Annotated in this window: 20 protein-coding genes, 1 pseudogene and 1 riboswitch; of the genes and pseudogenes, 2 read left to right on the top strand and 19 right to left on the bottom strand. The window is 41.8% G+C overall.

Annotated features, from left to right (window positions below):
• Positions 1–7 precede the first annotated feature (7 nt).
• The 5 genes from G7Y42_RS09805 to G7Y42_RS09825 form a co-directional block, all read right to left on the bottom strand.
• Positions 8–2,098, bottom strand: a complete 2,091-nt coding sequence (locus G7Y42_RS09805; RefSeq protein WP_165005875.1) for a sodium:proton antiporter — start codon at positions 2,096–2,098, stop codon at positions 8–10.
• Positions 2,099–2,110: 12 nt separating this feature from the next.
• On the bottom strand, positions 2,111–2,386 hold the full coding sequence (locus tag G7Y42_RS09810; RefSeq protein WP_165005874.1) for a hypothetical protein: 276 nt from the start codon (positions 2,384–2,386) through the stop codon (positions 2,111–2,113).
• Positions 2,387–2,642: 256 nt separating this feature from the next.
• Positions 2,643–3,098, bottom strand: a complete 456-nt coding sequence (locus G7Y42_RS09815; RefSeq protein WP_165005873.1) for a hypothetical protein — start codon at positions 3,096–3,098, stop codon at positions 2,643–2,645.
• Between the two features lie 165 nt (positions 3,099–3,263).
• Positions 3,264–4,472: a CCA tRNA nucleotidyltransferase gene (locus G7Y42_RS09820; protein WP_165005872.1), complete on the bottom strand. Its 1,209-nt coding sequence runs from the start codon at positions 4,470–4,472 to the stop codon at positions 3,264–3,266.
• Between the two features lie 41 nt (positions 4,473–4,513).
• Positions 4,514–4,855, bottom strand: coding sequence for a nucleotide pyrophosphohydrolase (locus G7Y42_RS09825; protein WP_165005871.1), 342 nt, complete (start codon positions 4,853–4,855; stop codon positions 4,514–4,516).
• A 152-nt stretch (positions 4,856–5,007) separates the two neighbouring features.
• On the opposite strand from G7Y42_RS09825, the gene G7Y42_RS09830 reads away from it, so the two are divergent.
• Positions 5,008–5,883 (top strand): YitT family protein, encoded by an 876-nt coding sequence (locus tag G7Y42_RS09830; protein ID WP_165005870.1) that lies wholly within the window; start codon positions 5,008–5,010, stop codon positions 5,881–5,883.
• Positions 5,884–5,988: 105 nt separating this feature from the next.
• Here G7Y42_RS09830 and G7Y42_RS09835 read toward each other — a convergent pair whose 3' ends face one another.
• The 10 genes and pseudogenes from G7Y42_RS09835 to G7Y42_RS09880 all read right to left on the bottom strand — a co-directional run bounded on the left by G7Y42_RS09835 (position 5,989) and on the right by G7Y42_RS09880 (position 16,432).
• Entirely contained in the window at positions 5,989–6,570 is a 582-nt protein-coding gene (locus G7Y42_RS09835) for a ReoY family proteolytic degradation factor (RefSeq protein ID WP_165005869.1), read from the bottom strand.
• A gap of 5 nt (positions 6,571–6,575) precedes the next feature.
• Positions 6,576–7,835 (bottom strand): tetratricopeptide repeat protein, encoded by a 1,260-nt coding sequence (locus G7Y42_RS09840; protein WP_165005868.1) that lies wholly within the window; start codon positions 7,833–7,835, stop codon positions 6,576–6,578.
• Position 7,836: 1 nt separating this feature from the next.
• Entirely contained in the window at positions 7,837–8,883 is a 1,047-nt protein-coding gene (locus G7Y42_RS09845) for a hypothetical protein (RefSeq protein WP_165005867.1), read from the bottom strand.
• 232 nt (positions 8,884–9,115) lie between these two features.
• The gene (locus tag G7Y42_RS09850) at positions 9,116–9,391 is read right to left on the bottom strand and encodes an HU family DNA-binding protein (protein WP_002290178.1); all 276 of its coding nucleotides are present in this window, start codon (positions 9,389–9,391) and stop codon (positions 9,116–9,118) included.
• Between the two features lie 243 nt (positions 9,392–9,634).
• Positions 9,635–10,945, bottom strand: coding sequence for a ribosome biogenesis GTPase Der (der, locus tag G7Y42_RS09855; protein ID WP_165005866.1), 1,311 nt, complete (start codon positions 10,943–10,945; stop codon positions 9,635–9,637).
• A 177-nt stretch (positions 10,946–11,122) separates the two neighbouring features.
• A complete protein-coding gene (gene rpsA / locus G7Y42_RS09860; RefSeq protein ID WP_165005865.1) occupies positions 11,123–12,355 on the bottom strand; it encodes a 30S ribosomal protein S1 in 1,233 nt (410 codons plus the stop codon).
• 134 nt (positions 12,356–12,489) lie between these two features.
• Positions 12,490–13,167, bottom strand: coding sequence for a (d)CMP kinase (gene cmk, locus G7Y42_RS09865; RefSeq protein WP_165005864.1), 678 nt, complete (start codon positions 13,165–13,167; stop codon positions 12,490–12,492).
• Between the two features lie 115 nt (positions 13,168–13,282).
• The gene (locus tag G7Y42_RS09870; RefSeq protein ID WP_165005863.1) at positions 13,283–13,942 is read right to left on the bottom strand and encodes an SAG1386/EF1546 family surface-associated protein; all 660 of its coding nucleotides are present in this window, start codon (positions 13,940–13,942) and stop codon (positions 13,283–13,285) included.
• Positions 13,943–14,008: 66 nt separating this feature from the next.
• A pseudogene (locus G7Y42_RS09875) lies at positions 14,009–15,417 on the bottom strand (ATP-dependent DNA helicase RecQ).
• A complete protein-coding gene (locus tag G7Y42_RS09880) occupies positions 15,401–16,432 on the bottom strand; it encodes a helix-turn-helix domain-containing protein (RefSeq protein WP_165005862.1) in 1,032 nt (343 codons plus the stop codon). Before G7Y42_RS09880 ends, G7Y42_RS09875 begins: the two are co-directional and overlap by 17 nt.
• A 30-nt stretch (positions 16,433–16,462) precedes the next feature.
• Here G7Y42_RS09880 and G7Y42_RS09885 point away from each other — a divergent pair, with 30 nt between their 5' ends.
• On the top strand, positions 16,463–16,681 hold the full coding sequence (locus G7Y42_RS09885) for a ferredoxin (protein ID WP_165005861.1): 219 nt from the start codon (positions 16,463–16,465) through the stop codon (positions 16,679–16,681).
• A gap of 132 nt (positions 16,682–16,813) precedes the next feature.
• Here G7Y42_RS09885 and G7Y42_RS09890 read toward each other — a convergent pair whose 3' ends face one another.
• The 4 genes from G7Y42_RS09890 to G7Y42_RS09905 all read right to left on the bottom strand — a co-directional run bounded on the left by G7Y42_RS09890 (position 16,814) and on the right by G7Y42_RS09905 (position 21,955).
• Complete coding sequence (locus G7Y42_RS09890; RefSeq protein ID WP_165005860.1) at positions 16,814–17,545, bottom strand: alpha/beta hydrolase; 732 nt, start codon at positions 17,543–17,545, stop codon at positions 16,814–16,816.
• Between the two features lie 152 nt (positions 17,546–17,697).
• Positions 17,698–19,038: a M20 family metallopeptidase gene (locus tag G7Y42_RS09895; protein WP_165005859.1), complete on the bottom strand. Its 1,341-nt coding sequence runs from the start codon at positions 19,036–19,038 to the stop codon at positions 17,698–17,700.
• A 241-nt stretch (positions 19,039–19,279) separates the two neighbouring features.
• Positions 19,280–20,803: a YfcC family protein gene (locus tag G7Y42_RS09900; protein ID WP_165005858.1), complete on the bottom strand. Its 1,524-nt coding sequence runs from the start codon at positions 20,801–20,803 to the stop codon at positions 19,280–19,282.
• Between the two features lie 540 nt (positions 20,804–21,343).
• Complete coding sequence (locus G7Y42_RS09905) at positions 21,344–21,955, bottom strand: ECF transporter S component (RefSeq protein WP_165005857.1); 612 nt, start codon at positions 21,953–21,955, stop codon at positions 21,344–21,346.
• A 124-nt stretch (positions 21,956–22,079) separates the two neighbouring features.
• Positions 22,080–22,205: riboswitch (FMN riboswitch) on the bottom strand.
• Between the last annotated feature and the right edge of the window lie 6 nt (positions 22,206–22,211).

Genomic DNA, 22,211 nt, shown 5'->3' on the forward strand with positions numbered 1-22,211 from the left:
AGAGAAGTCATTCTTTTTTCATGACGTTCTCCCGGAATTTCTTCGTTTTTGCCCGAATAGCAAATTGGAAACTAAAATTGTCCGATGGCTTGTTCATTGTATAGGATTCTAAAAGATTGATGTTTCTCCGATAAGTATTGGCAGAAAACATCGTGATTTTTTCTGCTTCTTCGTACTCATCGACGATTTTTCGTTCCAGATAATACCCGCGAAGCATCCGCTTGGTGAACAAGCTTTCCTGCTGGATCATCCAAGCTGAAATCAGGTTCCCGGAGATCATTTTGATCCCTTCTGCTTTTCTCTGCTGGATAAAGAACTGGACCATCGCTTCATCATAGACATCCGTCAGATTCTCCAGACTCTCGATGATCAACTGCGTATTTTTTTGATACGTGTCCCGAATCCCTTGGATATCTTCTTCTGTTATAAAGGTTTGACGATCCGAGTGTCTCCTTTGCCAAAACATCTTCGGATGGAGAATGATTCGAAGAACACGCCGGCCCACGATAAACCAGAAGCCGATAAAGGATAGGATCTGACTCGTGATCGAATGTTCGAAGCGAGAGAGAAAACGTGAATAAAAACGATAACCATTTGCAGAAAGCTTTCCTGAACGATAGCTTTTGTCCAGCCCATCTCGCTCGATCGAAAGGATCAGCGCTTGGATTTCCTGTACTTCCTGTCTTTCATCATCAGATAGATCTTCTAAGTACAAATCTCGGATTCGTTCCTGATAATTTTCGATCACTGCTTCTGTCGCAAGAAATTCTTTGGAATCTCGCGGCAGTTCTTCCAAATCTTTGCGCAACACTCCAACGACTTCTTCTAAGATCATCAAAGCATTCAAATCAGTTTCGACTGCTTCTTCTGTTTCGGTCAGCATCGGCAAGACAAGTACACCAACGATCAATGTCACCAAAATGACACCTGCTGTCAGAAAAAGGAGAAGAGAACGCTGATAAAAAATAAGATTGTTGATAGAAAACGGAAGGATAAAGATCGTAGCCAAACTGACGGTCCCTTTGACACCGCCAAAAGTCAAGATCAATACTTCATTCAGTTGTTTCTTGAATTTTTTTCGTCCATCTTTAAATACATAAAATAAACTGATCGACACAAAACGGATCACAAACAACATGATGGAGATAAGTAAAATCGTGAGCAACAACAGCCAATTGGGATAAATACTATCTGCCCAAACCGGCGAGAACACTTGTGTCAATTCGATGCCCAAAAAGATAAAAACTAACGCATTAAGCGTAAATACGATTGTTGTCCATGTACTTTGTGACAAACTAGATAATTCCGCGTCAAATACCGTGATTCTTCTAAATCCCGATGCCTGCAGTACGCCTGCAGCTACTGCAGCGATGATTCCTGATACATCCACTACTTCCGCCAGTACATAGGCCAAAAATGGAAGCAGCAGTTCGATCAGCAGATAACCTGTTACGTCTCGCGCTGAAGCTTTTTCGATCAGATCGATCACTTTTTGTTTGAGCCAGACAAGTAAAAATCCGATCAATGCGCCTCCAATACTGGAAATCACTAAAGTAAATCCTGCGTTGACCGCAGAAAAAGTACCAGTGATCAATGCGCCAAGCGCAAATTGGAAGGCTGTAACTCCTGAGGCATCATTCAGCAGACCTTCGCCCTCAAGGATATGCATCGCTTTTTTGGGAATATTCACACGCCCTGAAAGCGAGCCTACTGCGACAGCATCTGTCGGTCCTAAAGCAGCCCCGAATGCGAAACATGCAGCAAGAGGTACACTAGGCAGGAGAAAAGACAATGTGGCTCCAACGCCGATCAGCGTCAAAATCACGCCTCCGAATGCTAAAAACAAAATCGTATCGAAATTTTTCAGTATGGAGGAGATATCTGCTTTTTCTCCTTCTCGAAACAGTAAAGGGGCAATGATCATCACTAGGAACAACTCTGGCTCGAAGTCGATCGACTGCCCCCATTCTGTCAGTCCTAGGATTACCCCGAGAAATATTTGAATCAGTGGAGCTGGTATCATTGGTAAAATGCGGCTAGCTATATTGGATATTGTGATCGTCACTGCAAAGACAATAACTAACTCAGCAAATTCCATCGTCCATCCCCTTTATTTTTTATTTTGAGTGAGTACCTTTAAAAATTGTTCTTTTTTCTTCAAAATCTTATTTTCTACCGCTTCAGTTTGTGCTAGATTTCCTTCTAGTTCACACTGCACCCGTTTTGACTCTAAGCGCAGCAGATCATGCTTCAAGCGTTCAAGCTGGCGATACATCAGAATATTTCTTTTGCGCAGCTTACAAAGAATTTGGCGACGGTCTTCCATTGAAATCGCGCCATAACGATCATGCAGCATTTTTTTTCGTTCTTCGAAATTCTCTCTCATTTTCCAGATCTCCTATATACAAACTTCATCCATTATAGCAAAAATACCACTAAATGAACAATCATCCCTCCATTTAGCAACTCCTGCAACTTACATAGAACTAGACATAAATTTTCATCGCCTCATTCTATTCCAAAAGTTTGGAAATAGCAAGCTTTCCATGAAAAAAAGAGAAGAGATCAGGAACAAAATGCTATCCCGACTTCTTCTCATAAAATAAGTGTAAATTCTCGCTCAGATGACTACCTGTCAGTACTTACTCAAAAAATTCGCCATACACATCTTCCACACGCTGATCTGGATTGATCACGATATAAAGATTTCCTGTCTTTTCACTGATTTTTGTTGACTGGTACTGATTATCCAAGCCTTCTGTGCCTTTATCAAGGTAAGGGAAATAAACAAGATCTGGTGTGCCATTGCGGTAAAGGATCTCCATCCGTTCGATATCTTCATATTTCAGTGCGCGATTGAACATCCCCATTTCCAGACCACCTAGATTGATGTCGTGAGTCGCAACTGCATCGCCTTCGTGGAAAATCTCGATTTTGAATCCTGCACATGGATGGATCTCTACGAATTCACTTCCGTTGATCCGTCCAAAACTAGTAGTGATCTGTTTGATCCATAGATCGCCGATGTGACGGCGGTCGATCGTCCATGTCTCACCATTGCGGAAATAGAATTTTAGCGCTGTCATTTCTTTGCTCATTAGAAAATCCCCTTTTATCGTCATTTATTCTTGTACCCTCTTAGTTTAGCATAAATTGATGTAAGTGGTCACATTTAATGTTTTTTTAAGAACACCGAAACACTTTTGCTTGTAAACAGGATACACACAAAAATGTTTCGGTAAGAAAGAGAGATTAAAGAGAGATTATAGTATCGATTGCTCCTCCAAATAATGCAGGATCGCGGTTTCCTTATTTTCGATCTTTCTCTCTACAACTGCTGCTTCTGCAAGCTTCAGTGCGTCACTGACCCATTTGCCCGCTTTTTTCTCGGTATTCGCCAGTAGGATCTTCCCGTCTACGGCTAATTCTTTCATTGATTTGATCGGTAATGACGTATACTTGCTCTTGACTTCAGCAAGCTGGGGGGTCTCACCGAAATAAGCGGCGAGCTGTTCTACTTGCAATGCATGCGCTTCTCCAAGTCGATACAAAGCTAAGGTGCCCAGCGGCTGTTTTATCCGCTGCTGCAATCCCCAGTATAGTTCCTGCACTTCTTTGATTGTCTGGTTGGAGCACTTCCACTGTTTCAAAAATGATCTGATCCCATTTTCCTGAATCGTCAGCTGGCTGATCAAAAGCGTCCAAGCTTCGTTTTCTGCTTTGAGCTGGATCTTCGGTAACTCTGAAAAACGCAGTAAAGCTTCGCCTTCTTCTCTAAGTCCCGGACAGCAAATGTAGCACTCGGTTTCGATGAATGCACGAAGACCAGCTGCTCGCTCTCTCCCCATCAGCATTTTGACAAATTCGACATTGATCCGTTCCACCGATATTTTCCCCAGAAGTTCATGGTTTTCCTGGATAGCTTTGGCTGTTTCCTGCTCCAGCTCAAATCCCAGCTGACTGACAAAACGGATCCCCCGCATCATACGCAGTGCATCTTCATGGAATCGTTCGTGAGGATTCCCGACTGCTCGCAAAACATGGTTCTCCAGATCCATCAAGCCGTCAAACAAATCAACGATCTGTCCATCTTCTTTTAAGGCGAACGCATTGATCGTAAAATCACGGCGTTTCAAGTCTTCTTCTAATGAACGGACGAATTCGACATGATCCGGACGCCGGTAATCCTGATAAGTCGATTCGGTCCGGAAAGTCGTGATTTCATATTGCTCTCCTTCTTCCAAGACAAGGACTGTCCCATGATCGATACCAATATCGATCGTCTTTGGAAACAGCCGTTTGATTTCTTCCGGAAATGCGCTTGTCGCGATATCCACATCATGAATTGGCTGATGCAATAAGATATCTCGCACACTTCCTCCTACGAAATAGGCTTCAAAACCGGCATTTTCCAATTTTTTCAACACCGGTATTGCTTTTTGATATTCCAATGGTAATTGTTTCAGTCTCATTTTCCCAACCTCTTCCACACAAATTCTACTGTATTCGACACTTAGTTTTCTTCTCGATCGTTGCGCTCAAACCGATTACGGTCTCTTCGATTGAATTTTTCCATATTTTTCTCAAACACATCTGTCAAGTCGATCTCTAAGGAATTGGCCATGATCATCGCTACGACAAGGACATCCCCCAGCTCTTCTGCCACCGTGTTTGCCGGCTCGGATGCCTTTTTGCTTTTTTCGCCATATGTGTGGTTGATTTCTCTTGCTAGCTCGCCTACTTCTTCTGTCAAACGAGCCATTTGTGCCAATGGGGAAAAATAGCCGACTTTGAATTGTTGGATGTAGTCATCTACTTCCTTTTGCATACTGCGTAAAGAACGTTCTTCTTTCATTGTTTTCCCCTCCAGAAACTATCTTACCAAAACTTTACAGCAAATCCCAGATAAGAGCAATTGAGAAAATAAAAATTCCGTGCTACATTTAGGTAAGAATGCAAATAGTTTGAAATTTCATTGAAAATACATTATTTGAAAGCAGGGATCCTATGACTTCATTAAAATCTGTGAAAGAAGTTATTCTTATTATCATCGGGACAAGCATTTATGCTTTTGGACTGGTTTATTTGAATATCGCTAACCATTTAGCAGAAGGCGGTGTTTCCGGGATCACATTGATTCTCAGAGCCTTGTTCGGTATCGATCCGGCTTATACTACATTGCTGATCAATATCCCTTTGATCCTGCTTGGCGGGAAGATTCTCGGAAAACGAGCATTAGCCTATACGATATTGGGCACTGTCTCTTTGTCCGTATTTTTGTGGATCTGGCAACGCGTTCCTTTGGCTATCAATTTGCAACATGACCTGCTGATCGTCTCTTTGCTTGCAGGATTAGTCGCCGGCGTAGGCAGCGGGATCGTGTATCGGATGGGCGGGACGACTGGCGGAAGTGACATCATCGCTCGGATACTGGAAAAAAATTACGGGATTTCCATGGGCCGCTCATTATTAGCTTTCGATATTATCGTCTTGCTTGCTTCTCTCACCTACATCGATTTAAAACGGATGATGTATACGCTGATCGTTTCCTATGTGTTTAGTCGTGTGATCGATTCGATCCTGGATGGCGGGTATTCTGCAAAGGGCATTCTGGTGGTCTCAAACAAAAGCCAAGAAATCGCGCCCTTATTAATGACCGGTCTTCAGCGCGGGGTGACGTTTCTCGAAGGTGAAGGCGGCTTTTCTGGAAATACGAAAAAAATCATTTACATGGTGGTCAGTGCCCGGGAATTGTCAGAGGTGAAACGTATCGTACACGAGATCGATGAAAAAGCGTTTCTTTCGATTATCAATGTCCATGAAGTCGAAGGTGAAGGCTTTACGTACTTGAAACCTCAAACCAAGTTATTGAAGAGATTATAAGACAGATTTACACACGTTCATAAATAAAAAGAGCAGAGATCCTCTTTGTCGTTTTGACAACTTGAGTATCTCTGCTTTTTCGATCCTTCGCTTATTACTGAAGTGCTAATGGTTCCGGTCGCTCACTTGTTCATTTTTTTCATGTGTATAAGAAAAAATCTGACGGTTGACTTCGTCTGATAATTCCAGGAATGCTTCTTTGTTTCCTTCTTCTAAAGCTTGGTCGATTTGTGCATAGAGCCTTTTCAGCTTTGCTTCTTGTTCTTTTTCCTGAAAATACTGTTCGATTTGTTCCGCGTCTTCTTCACTGATAGAAGAATCCCATGTAGCATAAGGATTGTCTTCCAGAATAGACAGATATTCTCTTGTCTGCCATGATTGTTCGAATAAACATTCCACGTAAAGAGGTTTTTTCCAATTCAAGCGGATCTCGTGAAAGATCTGATCCGTATCAGTGAATTCTTTTCCTTGAAGGAACAGCTTCATCGGCTCACCATCAAAGGAAAGATCGCTGATTTGCAGCCCGCGCTCTGCTTGATTGGCTCCTTCGACAAAATGGACGTTGTTCAAGATTGCTTCATGATTGGCAAGATAATTCAAAATCCAAAAGACTTCTCTTCGGCTAAAAGAGACATGATTGACCATCCACGTTAAGAAATTCTTTTTTTCTCTTACATCGATCAGCATAATTCTCACCTCTCTGTTAAATCATCTAATAGTGACAATGCCTCCATATCTCCAGGTTCAAGTTCCAAATAATGGGTCAAGAGTTCCCGTGTTCGATCCAACTGCCCTTCTTCTCTTAGGAAAAAGGCATATTCTTTTAAGAAATCCGGTTCGTGCTGCAGTTCGTGGTAGGCTTGTTCATAATGAACGGCTGCGACAGCAAAATCTTCCAGTTCGTTATACGCATGAGCTAGATTCCATTCTGCGTATGGGTTGGCTGTTTCTTCCATTTGATTGATCACTTGGATCACTTCTTCATAACGTTCATCGTCTAAATAGAGATTACTTAATGTCAGCAGTGTCTCATCTTGTTTGTCTCCTACTTCCAATGCCTTTAAGAGCAGTTCTTCTGCACGTTCTTTGTCATGAAGTCGGAAGGCATTTTCCGAGGCCAGATGATACAATTCCACTTGGTACGGATTTTCTTTGATCCCTTCTTCCAAGACTTTCTGCGCTTCTTCGATCATTTCTTCTTCCTGTAATGCCTGTCCTAGATATAGATACAAGGATTGGTATTGCGGATTGATTTCACGTAGCTCTTCCAGGTAATTGATGGCTTTCTCGTTTTCTTTTAATTGAAGATTCGTAAAAGCCAGCTGGAACAAACGATCATCTGTCCGTTCTTCCATCAATGCTGCTTCTAATGGTTCGATCGCTGCTTCAAATTCTCCCTGCATGCTTAAAGACTGTCCTAGACGTTCTTGCATGGATATACCTGAGATTTCATTGATATCACTGGCCAGTAATGTTTCGTAGATGACCGAAGCTTCTTTGAATCGGTCAACTGAAAAATACAATTCAGCCAATGCGAACTGGATCAGCGGTTCATCTGGCAGTAAGCTCGCTGCTTCTTTCAATTTTGCTTCGCTGACTTCCGGTATCCCGATCACTTGGTATAAATCTGCGATGGCAAGCAAGCTCTGCGGATAATAGTCGCTGTCTTTTGCTACTTTTTCCAAATAATCGAAAGCCTGATCGATTTCATTGTCTTCGATAGCGATTTCTGCTAATGGGATATTCAAGCCGTCATTTTCAGGATACTGTGCAAGCAGTTGTTCAAAAATCTGTTTGGCTTCTTCTAAAAAGCCGATGGCAAGCAATTCCTCGCCAAGTTCAGCTAAGATATCCGCTGGGTCTTCTTTCAATGCTTTAGCAAGGAACACTTGTGCTTGCGCCAAATCTTCGTCCGCTAAAGCCTGCAGCATTTTTTCACTATTCGTATTCATTCTATTTCCCTCTTATCTCATGGACAATCTTTTGATAGACTGCCATTGTTTTCAATAATTCTTTTTCTGTTGGTGTTCGGTATCCATCTATTATACCGATTTTTTCCAAAACGAGAATTTTTTTGCTTTTTTCTGCCAAAAAAAGGACATTTTCCAGATATTCTGACTCAGACAACTGATCCAGCCAGTCGATCGGATAGCCGAGACGAGCCAGCCAAATAAAAAAATTTTTCAGATGAAACGAGAACGGCAGAACCTCCATATTCCAGATCAGCTGCATCAGCATGCCCAAAAATTTCTTCATGCTAGCCGAAAGCAGATGCCCATTTTCTGTCAGATAAAAAGCTTGTTCAAACAGTTTACCATAATTTGCAAGATTTTCTGCCTCTACTTGATAAAAATAGATCATTTCTTCAAGCATCCCGGCAAAAGGACGACTGCTCAATTGATGTGCGCTCGGATAATTCTTATATAGATTCTGAAGAAATCGATGATCACAGACAATGCCGCAGCAGACAAACACCAAAAAGTCGATTTGCTTACCTTCGATCTGTCGTTCACTGATCGTCTGATCATACACGATGCGTTCTGGGACATTTTGTGTCTGCAGCACTACGCGATTAGGCAACTGCAAAATCGTCCGCTGCGGAACCAATGCGCGCCCCATGGAACGAATCGATACAGGGATCAGCCAGAGCTTCGATTCAAGGTTCGTATGCTTTTGGAAGAAGCCGGCAAGATCCATGATGCCTTCATTACCGAAACCAATAAGCAGAAACGGCTGATTCTCAGGATAACGTTTCGCAAAATCAAGCAGATTCGTCAACTCTGCCAAATGATTGCATTGCGTATTGGCACAGATGTACCAGTCCACACTTGCCTGATTCGCAAATAACTGATTGATTTTTTCTGCAAATAGGTCGTAATACCGCTGGTTCGTCAAAAACAAGATCGGTTGATCGATCGCTAGCGGTTTTAATTGACTGACAAGTGTCTCACCATAAAAAATTTTTGCTGTTTCTTCTTGTACTTGATAATCAAGTTCCACATACACCCCTCCTTATATTTATTTTACCATTCCTAGACAAAATCCAGAAAAGATACGTGCAGCAAAAATTCCCCCTTCTGAAAAATAAGTAAACATTTAATAAATGACGGATGTTTTTATGTAGGTGAAAAAGCCTTGCGCTCTATCTTTTTCCTTTTTTTGCTGTTTGTTCATGTCCAAATGAAAGAAAAGCGCCCGCAGCCTTAGAGCCACAAGCGCTTTTCGTACTGTTTTATTTAACAGCGTCTTTCAATGCTTTACCTGGTTTGAATGCAGGTACTTTGCTAGCTGGAATTTCGATTTCTTCACCAGTTTGTGGATTGCGTCCTTTACGAGCTGCGCGTTCGCGAACTTCAAAGTTACCAAAACCGATCAATTGAACTTTTTCGCCGTTAGCTAAAGCATCTTGAATAGTTGAAAATACAGCATCTACTGCTGCAGTTGCATCTTTTTTAGTTAAGTCAGTAGCTGAAGCAACTTTTTCGATTAATTCTGCTTTGTTTGCCATGGATAGATTCACCTCCTCCACAAGAGATATGATGTAAAACATCATTTAGTTAAAACATTCTGAGTGGTCCAGAAGTTTAAAAAGAAATATTGATCAAGTTCAATATTCTGTTATCACGATATCATATGAATCGCTTAATAGCAAGGTTTTTACCAATTTTTACATGCTTTTTTTAGTCATAGAAACGTAATAATTAAATCCGCCTCTTTCCTTTGAAAAAAAAACTGCTATATGGTAAAATGCTTATTTTCTTCGTCGCGGAATGATCCGGATCGAAGTTCCTTCGAAGGTGAATGCTTTTCTGATCTGATTTTCTAAGAAACGTTCATAAGAGAAATGCATCAGCTCTTCTTCATTGACGAAAACAACGAAGGTAGGTGGTTTCACTGCTACTTGTGTTGCATAAAAAATCTTCAGTCGTTTCCCTTTATCCGTTGGTGTCGGGTTGATAGCGACTGCATCCATGATGATATCATTCAATACAGCAGAAGAGACACGAAGATTCTGATTCATACTTACATCTTCGATCATTTCCGGTAACCGCTCCAGACGCTGTTTTGTCACAGCTGAGACGAAAACGATCGGCGCATAATCCAAATAGCGGAATTCATCGCGGATCTCTTGTTCGAAATCACGCATCGTGTTCGTTTCTTTTTTGACCAGATCCCATTTGTTCACGACGATGATGACGCCCCGTCCAGCTTCATGGGCATAGCCAGCCACACGCTTGTCTTGTTCACGGATCCCTTCTTCTGCATTCAGCACCATCAGCACGATATCTGAGCGGTCGATTGCCCGCATGGCGCGCATCACACTGTATTTTTCAGTGTTTTCGTAGACTTTCCCGCGTTTTCTCATCCCTGCTGTGTCGATCATCAGGAATTTTTGCCCGCTTTCGGAGACAAAGTGCGTATCGATCGCATCCCGAGTCGTTCCTTCGACATCAGATACGATGACACGTTCTTCCCCTAAGATCGCATTGATCAAGGAAGATTTACCGACATTTGGACGTCCGATCAAACTGAATTTGATCGTATCGTCTTCTTCCTCTTCTGTATCAGCTAAGAAGAATTTGACCGCTTCATCTAAAATATCACCGATACCCAGACCATGACTTCCTGATACTGGGTAAGGATCGCCCAAGCCTAATGAATAAAATTCATAGATATCATTTCTCATTTCCGGATTATCTACTTTGTTGACTGCTAAGATCACAGGTTTGTTGCTTCTGTATAAAATTTTTGCTACTACTTCGTCTGCATCCGTCACACCTTCACGACCGCTGACAACACAAATGATCACATCTGCTTCTTCGATCGCGATTTCTGCCTGGTGCTTGATCTGATCCATGAATGGTTCATCACCTAGATCAATCCCGCCTGTATCGATCACACTGAATTCCCGACCTAACCATTCGCCTTTTGCATAGATACGATCGCGAGTTACTCCTGGAGTATCTTCGACAATCGAAATACGCTCGCCAGCGATGCGGTTAAAAATCGTAGACTTACCGACGTTCGGGCGGCCAACGATTGCAATTGTTGGATTTGCCATATTTTTTCCTCCTCACAAGTTTCCAATCTCACTTAGTGTAACGAAAGCTTTGCCAACTTTCAAGCATAGATCGCTAAAAACACTGAAGTATTTTTGTTCCTAGCAAAACACAAGGTCTGCGAAAAGAAAAACTGAGACAAAAGCAATTGCTTTCATCTCAGTCGCTAGTCGCAAAGTCTATTTTTCAGAATCGTCTGATGCTGTTTCTTCGACTTCTTCTTTCAAAGCATCACCTAGAATGTCCCCCATGGTAAAACCAGTGTTTTCTTCCGGTAATTCATAGGATTCCACATTTTTTGGTTCTTCTTCAGAGGCTGGTTTTTCTTCCAGCGCTTTGATACTCAAAGCAATACGATGTTCTTCCGGATTCACTTCCAAAACCTTCACTTTCACATCGTCGCCTTCATGAAGAACTTCATGCGGTGTAGCGATGTGTTTATGAGAGATTTGAGAGATGTGGACTAATCCTTCTACTCCCGGGAATACTTCGACGAATGCTCCGAAGCTCGTCAGCCGTTTGACTGTACCGTCTAGAACAGTTCCTGCTGAAGCTTTTGTTTCGATATCAGTCCATGGTCCAGGCTGTGTATCTTTGATCGACAAGGAAACACGTTCTTGTTCTGGATTGATTGACAAGACTTTTACGCTCACTTTGTCATCTACTGCTAAGACATCGCTTGGTTTCGCCACATGACTATGAGAGATTTCTGAGACATGGACCAACCCGTCGATACCACCAAGGTCAACGAATGCACCAAAATCGGTCAAACGAGCGACACGTCCTTCGATCACATCGCCTTCATGGATGTTTGCAAGTACTTCTTTTTTCTTTTCTTCTTTTTCTGTTTCGACAACAGCTTTATGAGAAAGGATCAAACGGTTTTCTGACGGTTCGATCTCTACGATCTTAAAGCTCAGTGTTTTGCCTTTATACTCTGAAAAGTCTGCAACAAAATGATCTTCTACCATTGACGCAGGAACGAAACCTCGAACACCGACATCAACGACTAATCCGCCTTTTACGACATTAGTCACTGGCGCTTCGATCACTTTTCCGTCTTGGAAATCTTTTTCGATATCTTCCCAAACTTTTTTTGCATCTAAACGGCGTTTTGATAACAAATAGCTACCGTTTTCTTTATCTTTACCGATTGTACTGATAACGACCAAGTCCAATACGTCACCAACGTTCACTACTTCATTGACGTCCTCAACAGGCAAAGTAGATAATTCTTTTGCTGGAACGACTCCCTCAACTCCAGCACCTTCGATTCCGACAATTGCTTGTTTGTCTTCGATCACTAAAACTTCGCCTTTTACTACATCGCCAACGTTTACTTCCTGGACGCTTTTCATTGCATCTTCCATTGACTGGCTGCTATCTGTCTGATTTTGTTCAAATTCTGTCATAACACTTGTCCTCCTAACCAACATTCTGCCGTAAGTACGGTACTGTTTTTAGTTTAATTGATTATTTGAAAAAAATAAAGCGATTTCGTTTGTTTTGCTTGAAAAAACAAATGTTTTTTCAAGTTTTTTTCTTTTTACACGCGATACCCTTTTTCTTTCACCACTTCTTTGACTACATGTACGACCTCTGCGATCGATTTTCCCGTTGTATCGATCCGGACAGCGTCTTTCGCTTGCTTCAAAGGTGAAACTTCTCTGGTCGAATCATAGTGGTCTCGTTCCTGGATTTCTTTTGTCAGAGTCTTTAGATCTGTAGGTATCCCCTTTTCAATATTTTCTTTATACCGCCGTTCTGCTCGTTCAGCCACACTTGCGACTAAAAAGATCTTCACCTCTGCATGAGGCAATACAGCTGTACCGATGTCTCTGCCATCCATCACGACACCGCCATTTTCTCCGATCTGCCGTTGGATCGCTACAAGCTCCTGCCGTACTTTCGCATGGGCAGAAACTTCAGAAACCGCCCTTGTTACATTCGGCTGGCGAATCTCTTCTGTCACATCCTGTCCTGCTGCAAAGACATGCTGTCCATCTTCTTGCTGCTGGAAGGAAATCGGATATTTTTTGATCAAAGAAACCAATCGATCTTCATCAGAAAATGGGATCTCATTTTTGATTGCCAGATAAGTCACTGTCCGATACATCGCACCGGTATCTGTATAAATATAGTGGAACTCTTTCGCTAAGATTTTAGCGATGGTGCTTTTCCCAGAGGATGCAGGTCCGTCTATCGCGATACTAATTCGTGTCATTTCATAACTCCCTCTTCTCAAAAAAAAGGGGCTGTGGTCTTAGCCACTGCGCCCTTATTTAATTCCTGTATAAACGAGCCTTTTCTTGTCCAGCTCTTGTTGTTCCATATCCTGATTATTTGATTCTCAATTCTTGACCAGGATATAGGAAATAGTTATTTGGATCGATACCATTCAATTCGAACAACTGATCGATAGAGATCCCTGCACGCTCGGCTACTTGTTTTGGCCCTTCACCTGACTGTACAGTAGTTGTCGATCCAGCAGCTGCTGCAGTAGATGAAGATGGTGTGGTAGTTTCTGCTTCATTGCTTGAAACGCCTGCTTGATAAGCCGGTTCACTTGAAGAAGAAGGCACTGTCTCCACTGGGACTGAACTGCTTTCAGGAGTAGTCACAGCTTCTTGTGATACGGAAGATTCTTCCACAGCCGCATTCGAATCTGCTGTTGATGCTTCTGCTGATGATTCTGTCGACGATTCCTTAGTCGAAGAGCTTGTTTCGCTCTCTACCACGGATGTTGTCGTCGATGTAGACGATGCACTTGATGCACTGTTTGTTGAACCGTTTCTGATCCAGAAATATGCGCCAGCCGGAATAGCGATACATAAAACTAATAATATCAAAAAGAGAGACAGAAACAATGTGTTGCCTTTCTTTTGTTGGCGCTGGGAAGTTCTTGAAGAAACCTCGTCATCTGTATCATAGATCGGTTGCTCCCATGGTTCTTGTGTTTCGTTATTTTCTGATGTGTGATGTCTATCTTTTCTGCTCACCTTTTTTACCTCCTAAATTCTATCGTGTGTATTATACCATAGGAAAATCTTTCTTGTCCTGAAAAATCATAACTCCGTGTTTTTTTTAAACAAATTTAGTAAAATCTCCTGCCATTCTGCTTTTTTCGTTACAGTCATTTCTTGTACCTCTTCTTGGACAGGCAATACCGCTCCTTCCAGATCACAGCAGCTGTCAGGCTTTTCAACGAGCTTCTCACCGAAATAATGGAGGATCGCTGCTCGTCGGCAGTTTTCTTCTTTGATATAACGCAGCATCTGCTTCAAGCGATACTCTTTTTCTTTTTCCTGGAGCTTCAATCGATTCATCCATTGCTCTGGTTCGTTTGTCTTATTGACGATCTCCAGCCATTTCTGCTGCACTTCATCGAATAACACGTCGACTTCTTCTGAATGTTCCAAATAAAGCTCGAAGCTCTGGCGTTGTTCTCTTGATAGCTGATTGAAAAAGTAATGGATTCTCTCATCTCCTGGCTGATAAAGCAAAATTGCAGCACTCGCTTTTTGATCCCTTCCAGCACGTCCGATTTCCTGCACATAATTCTCCAGACTATCTGGCAGATCATAATGGACGACGTAACGGATATCTGGTTTGTCGATCCCCATGCCAAATGCATTTGTCGCTATTAGAAACTGCAATTTATTTTGACTGAACTGTTGCTGGAGCTGCCTTCTCTGGGAAGCATCCAACCCTCCGTGATAATAACCGATTGCGTACTTTCCACGAAACAGATGATAAAGCCGTTCAACTTCTTTTTTGTTGCGCAATAGATGATCATCGCACCTTTTGCTTTTGTCATCAACGCTTCAAGCTCTTGTTCCTTTTGTTCCGTTTGTGTAACGAACAAGGAGATGTTCTCTCTGTTGACCGAATGTCGAACTAGGACAGGGTCTGTGGAAAATAGCACTCTTTCGATATCTCTTTGGACGGGTGCTGTTGCGGTTGCGGTCAAAGCAAGTGTTACTGGCAAGCCGAGCTGTCGTCTGATTTCTCCCAAATACTGATATTCAGGCCGGAAATCTACGCCCCATTGCGAGACACAGTGGGCTTCGTCCACTACGAACAACGCGATTTTCTGCCGCTTAAGCTGTTCCGAAAGTTCGGGATGATTCAGCATTTCAGGACTTAAAAACAAAAATTTATAGCGGGACAAATGTTTTATCACATAGTTTCTCTCTGACTTAGAAAGCAAGCTGTTATAAGCTACTACTTGTTTTTCTCCTTGTTTTTGCAATTGCATGACTTGGTCTTCCATCAATGAAAGAAGCGGAGACACAACGACGACTAATCCTTCTCGCAAATAACCGGCAAGCTGATAGCAGAGGCTTTTCCCATTTCCTGTTGGGAGCACAGCTAACACATCTTGTCCCTTCAATAATGTCTGGATGATCTCTTCTTGCCCTGGACGGAACGAGGTGAATCCAAAGTACTTTGTCAGTTCATCTTGCAGTGTCATGTACGGATTCTCCTTTCAGTAACTGGATTTGATAAAAACGAAATTCGCCATAATCCAATTTCCCATCTTCATTGATTGCTTTGTACTGCCAGTCACGTACAGGCACATCCAATTCGCTTAATTGTTTTTTTGTTTGTAGCGAGACTAACGATTCATAAGGAAAATCATCAAAGAATAATGCCCATTCGATCAGATGATCAGTCACTGTTCCTTTTTTCAGATGCCGCTGTGCCATGACTGTTTCAATGGAGTGCCCGTTTTTGATCATCTCCCTAGTGATGAGCATACTTTGATTGTGGTTTTGAGTGAACAAAGGTGAGAGCAGCTGGTAAATAAGAAATTCAGGCTTTTTTTCGATTTCTGCCAAAAGAAGATGGGTCGACTTTGCTTGCTCGAGAAAAATTTCAGGCGTTTGTGCGTCATCAGACAACTGATAAGGAAGCAGTCCTACCTTTTCAGTTCCGGAAAACTGATTCGCCAGAAAATCTGCCACTTGGCTATCTAAGCGGGAAAACAATTCAAATAGTTCCTCATACATCGTTTCAATCAGTTCATGCCGAGGAAGATTCATCTGAGCTAGCCACTTTTTTACTTGATACATGTAAAAAGGACTTGTTTCTGCAGGTAAGTAATCTTGATTTCTGCCGGCTAGATTCGACACGACTTGGACGGCAAACTTGAGCAAACGCCAACACTCATTATAGGTTCTGCCATATCGGTCGAATCGTAGTCCCTGATATTTCGGTGCTACACGTTCCAGCTCTTCTTTTCCAGCAGAGGTGATCATTGCCTCGTTATCATCTAGCAAAAGCAGTCTATTTTCCTGAAGCTGGTCCAGCAATTGCTGAAACTCTTCCTGCGTCAACTTTGGAAAACTGTTATGTGCAAATAAAAGATCATTGACGAATCCATAGATCAAAACAGAGGTCGTCCGCTTTCCTGTGATCAGATGGAACAATGAACTGACACGCAGCTTGTTTCCTGATGAAAATAAAGATAAAATAAACACAGTCATAATATTCTCCTTAAGTTAGGATGGTTAAAAATGTCATTGATATGTAAACTTGTCCCTGAACGTTGTATCGCTTGCGGTCTTTGTCAAATCGAAGCACCGGATATTTTCGATTACGACGAGGAAGGCATCGTTTTGTTTGCACAAGAGCCGGAAGCACACCAACAGTTTGTCAGAAAAGACGAAGAAGCTTTTGTAAAGAAAGCCTATCAAAAATGTCCTGTTCGGGCAATCTTGTTAGAAGATAAATGATCCCTTGAATCCTTGCTTGATCATCAATAAGTTCGATCAGATAAAGAACATGAAAAACTGTTTTTATCTGATCGTTCTTGCTATTTCATGTAGGGTAGCTTTTTCACAACCTTTGATACACGGTGTTCCAACTCACTTTATCTTTTTCAGCCAGTTCTCCATTGTATTGACGATTGCTGTTTGCTGATCGGCGTTGGTGATTCGTGCCTTCCCATCGCCTTTTTGTTCACCATAGCTACCAAATCCACCATGGTTTCCGCCGTTGATCGACACATATTCTGTTTGCTCTGGCAAGTACTGTTTCGCGTCTTCATAAGCTTCCTGATCCAATACGTGGTCTTCAGAGGCTGTGACTGTCAGTACTGGCAGCTTTGATTCTTTCAGCGTACCTTTTTTGTCGGGATAGCTGGCAAGGAAAAATACGCCTTTCAGATGCGGATCTGCTTGATGTGTATATCGGCTACTCATCACGCCTCCCAGAGAGTGCCCGCCGATCACGTAATCTTTCTCGGGGAAGTCCTCCTTGATCTTGTCCGCCTTTTTCCCACCTAAAACAGCTAGATCGAGCGGCATCTTGGCGATCGCGACCGAATAACCGTTTTTTGCCAATCCTTCTGCCCAGATACTGTAGCTTTCCGGCTCGACTAAGGCACCAGGATAAAAAATCACTAAAGGTCGGCTGTCTTTTTCTTGGTTCTTTGCTTCAAAAAGCAGATAGTCTTCCTTCTCTTTTCCTTGCCTGAACGCTTGCTGGGCTTGTGAAGAGGGCTCATATATGTTTTGCTGGATATAATAATAACCGGCACCACCGATGATTCCTAAAATCAGTACTAGACCGATCAGGATTCGCTTAAAAATTTTCAATTTTCTCCACCTTTCATTATTCGGGACACGCCTTTCTAATTAAGTATACGTATTTACCATAGAAAAAATAAGAGAGAATTGCAACTTTTTCAGATAAAAAAAAGCAGGGACCTAGTTTTTTCCTAAAAAGGTCCCTGCTGTTTGATTGTTTCTTATTTTGCGCACAAACGGTAAACCGCTTCTGCGTAAATTTCCATCGCTTTATACATGCTACTCAATTCCCAACGTTCATTTGCTTGGTGCATGAAGTCAGGTGTGTCTGGGAACATTGCCCCAAATGCGACACATTGGTTCATCGTACGGGCAAAAGTTGCGCCTCCTGAAACGAATGGTTCAGTCATGTCTCCAGTGATATCACGATAAGTCCCTAATAGATTTTTAACAAGTTCGCTGTCTAATGGCACATATAGTGAATCTAGGAAATCGAATTCTTCATAGGTCAATTCGTATTTCTTTGCAGTTTCTGTCAATTTTTCTACTAAGTCTTCTTTTTTTAATGTGACCGGGATACGCATATCAACGCCGATTTTCGTTTGTTCCGGAGTGATTTCCAAGCTTGCGAAGTTCATAGTCAATTCACCAGACTGTTCATCCACTGTTTTACCTACTACTTGTTCTCCTGTGGCATTTTCCTGGACTAGTTTTCCTAAGAAATCGATCGGTGCAAAATCAAATACATCAGAAAGCGCGATTGCTAGACGTGAGATCGCATTTACGCCTTCAGCAGCATCTTTTGCATGGATACTTTTTCCGAGAACGACGATCGAGTCACCTTTATCTTCGAAATCAAATCCGTGTTTCGTCAAAGATTCTTTTACTTCTGCTAACTTTTCTCCAGCGTATGGTGCTGCATCAGGAACGACATTGAGTGCGCCACCAGCTTTCACTGAAAAATCAGATGTACCTGGTCCTGTCAAGTAAGCTTGCAGTAATCCTTTTTCAGCATAGATCAATGGGAATTCCGCATCTGGCGCAAATCCCTGTGTGATTCCTTCTTCTTTTTCATTGTATTTTTCTAAACAGCGCCATAAATTCTCTTCGTCAGTCCCAAAGATGAAACGAATCCGTGTTTTGAATTCAACGCCTGCATCCATCAAGGCTTTCACCGCATACATCGCAGCGATCGAAGGGCCTTTATCGTCTTGTGAACCGCGCCCAATCAGCCAGCCATCTTTGACAGTCGGATCGAATGGTTTCGTTTCCCAATTGTTCTCATCCCCTGCAGGAACCACATCCATATGACATAAGATCCCAAACAGCTCATCACCAGAACCGATTTCAGAATAGCCGTAATAGCCTTCAGGATCCTTGAATGTCTTGAATCCCAATCCTTCGCTGATTTCCAGTACCTTATCCAACGCTTCGATCACTTTTTTGCCGAAAGGATGACCTTCTCCTGCATCTGCCTCATCTAAGACAGATGGGATTCGGATCAACTCGTTCAGTGATTCCAAAGCTTGTTCATGATGTTGTTCTGTAACAAATTGTTTCATAGTTGCAACCTCCTAATATGATAAAAAGGGTCATGTCGAATTATTAGACACAACCTCTTTTTTCAAAATAAATACTATTCAAGAACCAGCGTCTTGAGAAACGGTATCGGACAATGGATGTACAAATCTGACTTCATTGATCCGAGTTGTTTCTCACAAGACGCTTTGACGTTTTTTTCTAAAGTAGCTGAGTCAGCCTCTTCTATTCAATGATAGATGTTTCTATTTGATTTGTCTAGGACTAAAACATTGCTGCTACGCCTAAGATGACACAGATCGCTACGAATAAGATCGCAATCAATTTACCTGTGAATTTCCACCATACGGACACATCGAAGCGAGCGATAGCTACAGCACCCATTACGATAGCAGAAGTTGGAGTGATCAAGTTTACTAAACCAGATGCAGATTGATAAGCAGTGATGACTAAATCTTTACCTACACCGGCAAATTCTCCCATAGGTCCCATGATTCCCATTGTTGCGGCTGCTAAACCAGAAGTTGATGGGATCAGGAATGACATAGGGATGTAGAAAATAAATGTGATGATGATGAATACGCTTGATGATAATGAACTCAAGCCTTGTTCTCCCCAATGAAGGATCGTATCAGTGATCAGTCCATTGTTCATCACTACTTGGATACCACGTGCTACAGCAACGACGATCGCAACACCGATCAAGTCAGAAGCGCCTGCTAAAAATTCAGAAACGAAATCAGATTCTTTCATACCATAAGTGATAGCCACTACGATTGACATCACTAAGAACAGCATCGTGATTTCTGGGAAGTACCATTCTCCTAGTGGAAGCATGCTCTTACCTAGTACTGTACCAAGTACTGGAAGACCAGTCAGCCATTTTGTCAATGATTCGAAGATCGTGAAGTTTGGATTCAACGTTGTCCAAGGAATCAAACTGATGATCATGATACCGAATGTGATGAAGAACAATACATTGACATGTTTTTGTTTTTTCGTGATCATTTCTTGACGGCCAATTGCTTCGATATCAAAATGTTTCATATCTTCATTCCGTTGATTATAAACCAATGATTTCGTTGGATCTTTTTCGATTTTTGAAGCATACCGGTAAACATAGACGATCGAAATCGCAAGCAATACGACAAACATCAGAAAACGCAAGCCGATCCCTTCACCCATTGAGATACCAACTGCTTGTGATGCTACCCCTGTTGCAAACGGGTTGACAGTAGATGCTAGACAGCCTACTTGTGAACCAACTAAAACGATTGCAACTGCGACAACAGTATCAAATCCTACCGCCATCATGACTGGGATCAGCAAAGCATAGAACGGGATTGTTTCTTCAGCCATTCCGTAAGTCGATCCGCCTAGAGCGAACAAGATCATCAATACAGGAATCAGCATTTTTTCTTTTCCCTTGAATCGTTTGACGACAGAAGCGATCCCCGCATCTAGTGCGCCAGTCTTGTTGATGATTCCTAAAAATCCTCCAACGATCAAAATAAAGAAAGAGATTGGGATAGCCGCTGGTGTTTCTTTTGTCAATTCACCTGCTGGTACACCAAGCATCCCATTGACTGGTGCCATGAAAATATCCCACAGCCCTTGAGGATTTTGCTGTACTCGTTCATATGAGCCTGCTACGATATTTCCTGCATCATCCACACTGTAATGCCCAGCCGGTATAAACCAAGTTAATACAGCGATGATCGCGATGATAATGAATAAGACCGTATACGCTGAAGGCATTTGAAACTTTTTCTTCTTTGTCTGTTCCATATTCTTCTTCCTTCCTTTTCTCTTTAGAACCACTGTTTTTGGCTCTATCGTTATTTTATCAAAAAGAGCGTCAGAACAAAAATAATATCACGTGTTTTATCAAACTTTGTTCAAAAAAATTCGCTTTTTGACCAATCTGCCCTCCTTTTCGTATAAAAATAATGAAAAACTTCTTTCAATATGATTGTAGCGTTCCACCATCTTTTTCTTTCAGACCTATTTATCATTATAAAAGAGAGCATTTTCTCTTTTTCAAACAATCGATTCATTTTTATACATAAAAAATGAAAATACTCAATTTGCGCTAATAAAACGTTTACATCTATTCTGTTCCTGTATTTTTTTTCAAAAAAATCTGCACAAAAAAATTTTCTCCGTTACTAAAAGAATTTACAAAAAAGCAGTCGAGGAGGCACTGCCTCTTCAGCAATGTCTTTTTGACATAAAAAACCGATCCTCAAAAGTTCGTTCGACTAACTTTGAGGATCGGTGTATTTTGAATGTCGGTTTGTTTCTCTTATCTCTTATTATGGATGATTTTTATTTTATGACTGTATGTCGCTGTGCGAGTTGATGCTGTTTCCTACTTAGCCATGGAAGCAACTTAGCATGCAAGACTAAAAAGGCGGCACTCACGATGAATCCTTTGATCAGATTAAATGGAACGATCCCGATCAGCACATAATTGACTAACGGCATCCCCAGCATCTGATTAGCATTCAGACCTAAAAACATGAGGTATAACGGTGTAATGACAAAATAATTAGCCACACTCATGAAAAGAGTCAATGCAAGTGTTCCTGTGATCACACCTAAGAATTTGTTTCTTCCTTCATGTCGATTTTTCTGTCTGAAGAAATAAAAGATCGGCAAAGTAAACATCGAGGTAGCTAGAAAGCTAGCCACATCCCCCACTAGATTGTCTGGTGAAAAACCAGTAGTGAGCAAATGCAAGATAGATCGTAATAAAGCGGTCAATACACCAGCTGCTGGCCCGAATAAAAACATACTGATCAGTACTGGGATATCACTAAAGTCGATCTTTAAAAAACCAAAAGCTGGCATGATTGGAAAAGCAAGAAATTGCAAAACCAATCCGATTGCAGCAAACATCGCTACCGCAACCATTTTTTGTACACGGGTGTTCTTCATTTGAAATCCTCCTGTTAGGACTCCTCTTCAGCGAACTATCTGACGTTTCTCTACAAAATAAAAAACTCTATTTTCCCAGGGAAAACAGAGTTAGAGTCATTTGATCAAGCGTGCGTCAAATAAGCTCTATCTTCTTTATCCAGACTTTACTGTCGGTATCGGAATTTCACCGATTCAGCTATCTCAAAAAGAAATAGGTCGTGGACTATAACCACCGGTCGGGAATTTCACCCTGCCCCTGAAGACGAACCATATA

This window comes from Enterococcus sp. ZJ1622 (genome assembly GCF_011038845.1).
In the GTDB taxonomy this organism is placed as follows: domain Bacteria; phylum Bacillota; class Bacilli; order Lactobacillales; family Enterococcaceae; genus Enterococcus_B.

What these genes read in the sequence shown, in the direction of transcription:
- G7Y42_RS09835 (WP_165005869.1), bottom strand. Translation starts at nt 6,570, where the DNA reads ATGCTGATCGATGTAAGAGAAAAAAAGAATTTCTTAACGTGGATGGTC.
- G7Y42_RS09895 (WP_165005859.1), bottom strand. Translation starts at nt 19,038, where the DNA reads ATGAAACAATTTGTTACAGAACAACATCATGAACAAGCTTTGGAATCA.
- G7Y42_RS09880 (WP_165005862.1), bottom strand. Translation starts at nt 16,432, where the DNA reads ATGACTGTGTTTATTTTATCTTTATTTTCATCAGGAAACAAGCTGCGT.
- der (WP_165005866.1), bottom strand. Translation starts at nt 10,945, where the DNA reads ATGGCAAATCCAACAATTGCAATCGTTGGCCGCCCGAACGTCGGTAAG.
- rpsA (WP_165005865.1), bottom strand. Translation starts at nt 12,355, where the DNA reads ATGACAGAATTTGAACAAAATCAGACAGATAGCAGCCAGTCAATGGAA.
- cmk (WP_165005864.1), bottom strand. Translation starts at nt 13,167, where the DNA reads ATGACACGAATTAGTATCGCGATAGACGGACCTGCATCCTCTGGGAAA.
- G7Y42_RS09815 (WP_165005873.1), bottom strand. Translation starts at nt 3,098, where the DNA reads ATGAGCAAAGAAATGACAGCGCTAAAATTCTATTTCCGCAATGGTGAG.
- G7Y42_RS09850 (WP_002290178.1), bottom strand. Translation starts at nt 9,391, where the DNA reads ATGGCAAACAAAGCAGAATTAATCGAAAAAGTTGCTTCAGCTACTGAC.
- G7Y42_RS09905 (WP_165005857.1), bottom strand. Translation starts at nt 21,955, where the DNA reads ATGAAGAACACCCGTGTACAAAAAATGGTTGCGGTAGCGATGTTTGCT.
- G7Y42_RS09900 (WP_165005858.1), bottom strand. Translation starts at nt 20,803, where the DNA reads ATGGAACAGACAAAGAAGAAAAAGTTTCAAATGCCTTCAGCGTATACG.
- G7Y42_RS09805 (WP_165005875.1), bottom strand. Translation starts at nt 2,098, where the DNA reads ATGGAATTTGCTGAGTTAGTTATTGTCTTTGCAGTGACGATCACAATA.
- G7Y42_RS09810 (WP_165005874.1), bottom strand. Translation starts at nt 2,386, where the DNA reads ATGAGAGAGAATTTCGAAGAACGAAAAAAAATGCTGCATGATCGTTAT.
- G7Y42_RS09830 (WP_165005870.1), top strand. Translation starts at nt 5,008, where the DNA reads ATGACTTCATTAAAATCTGTGAAAGAAGTTATTCTTATTATCATCGGG.
- G7Y42_RS09840 (WP_165005868.1), bottom strand. Translation starts at nt 7,835, where the DNA reads ATGAATACGAATAGTGAAAAAATGCTGCAGGCTTTAGCGGACGAAGAT.
- G7Y42_RS09820 (WP_165005872.1), bottom strand. Translation starts at nt 4,472, where the DNA reads ATGAGACTGAAACAATTACCATTGGAATATCAAAAAGCAATACCGGTG.
- G7Y42_RS09825 (WP_165005871.1), bottom strand. Translation starts at nt 4,855, where the DNA reads ATGAAAGAAGAACGTTCTTTACGCAGTATGCAAAAGGAAGTAGATGAC.
- G7Y42_RS09885 (WP_165005861.1), top strand. Translation starts at nt 16,463, where the DNA reads ATGTCATTGATATGTAAACTTGTCCCTGAACGTTGTATCGCTTGCGGT.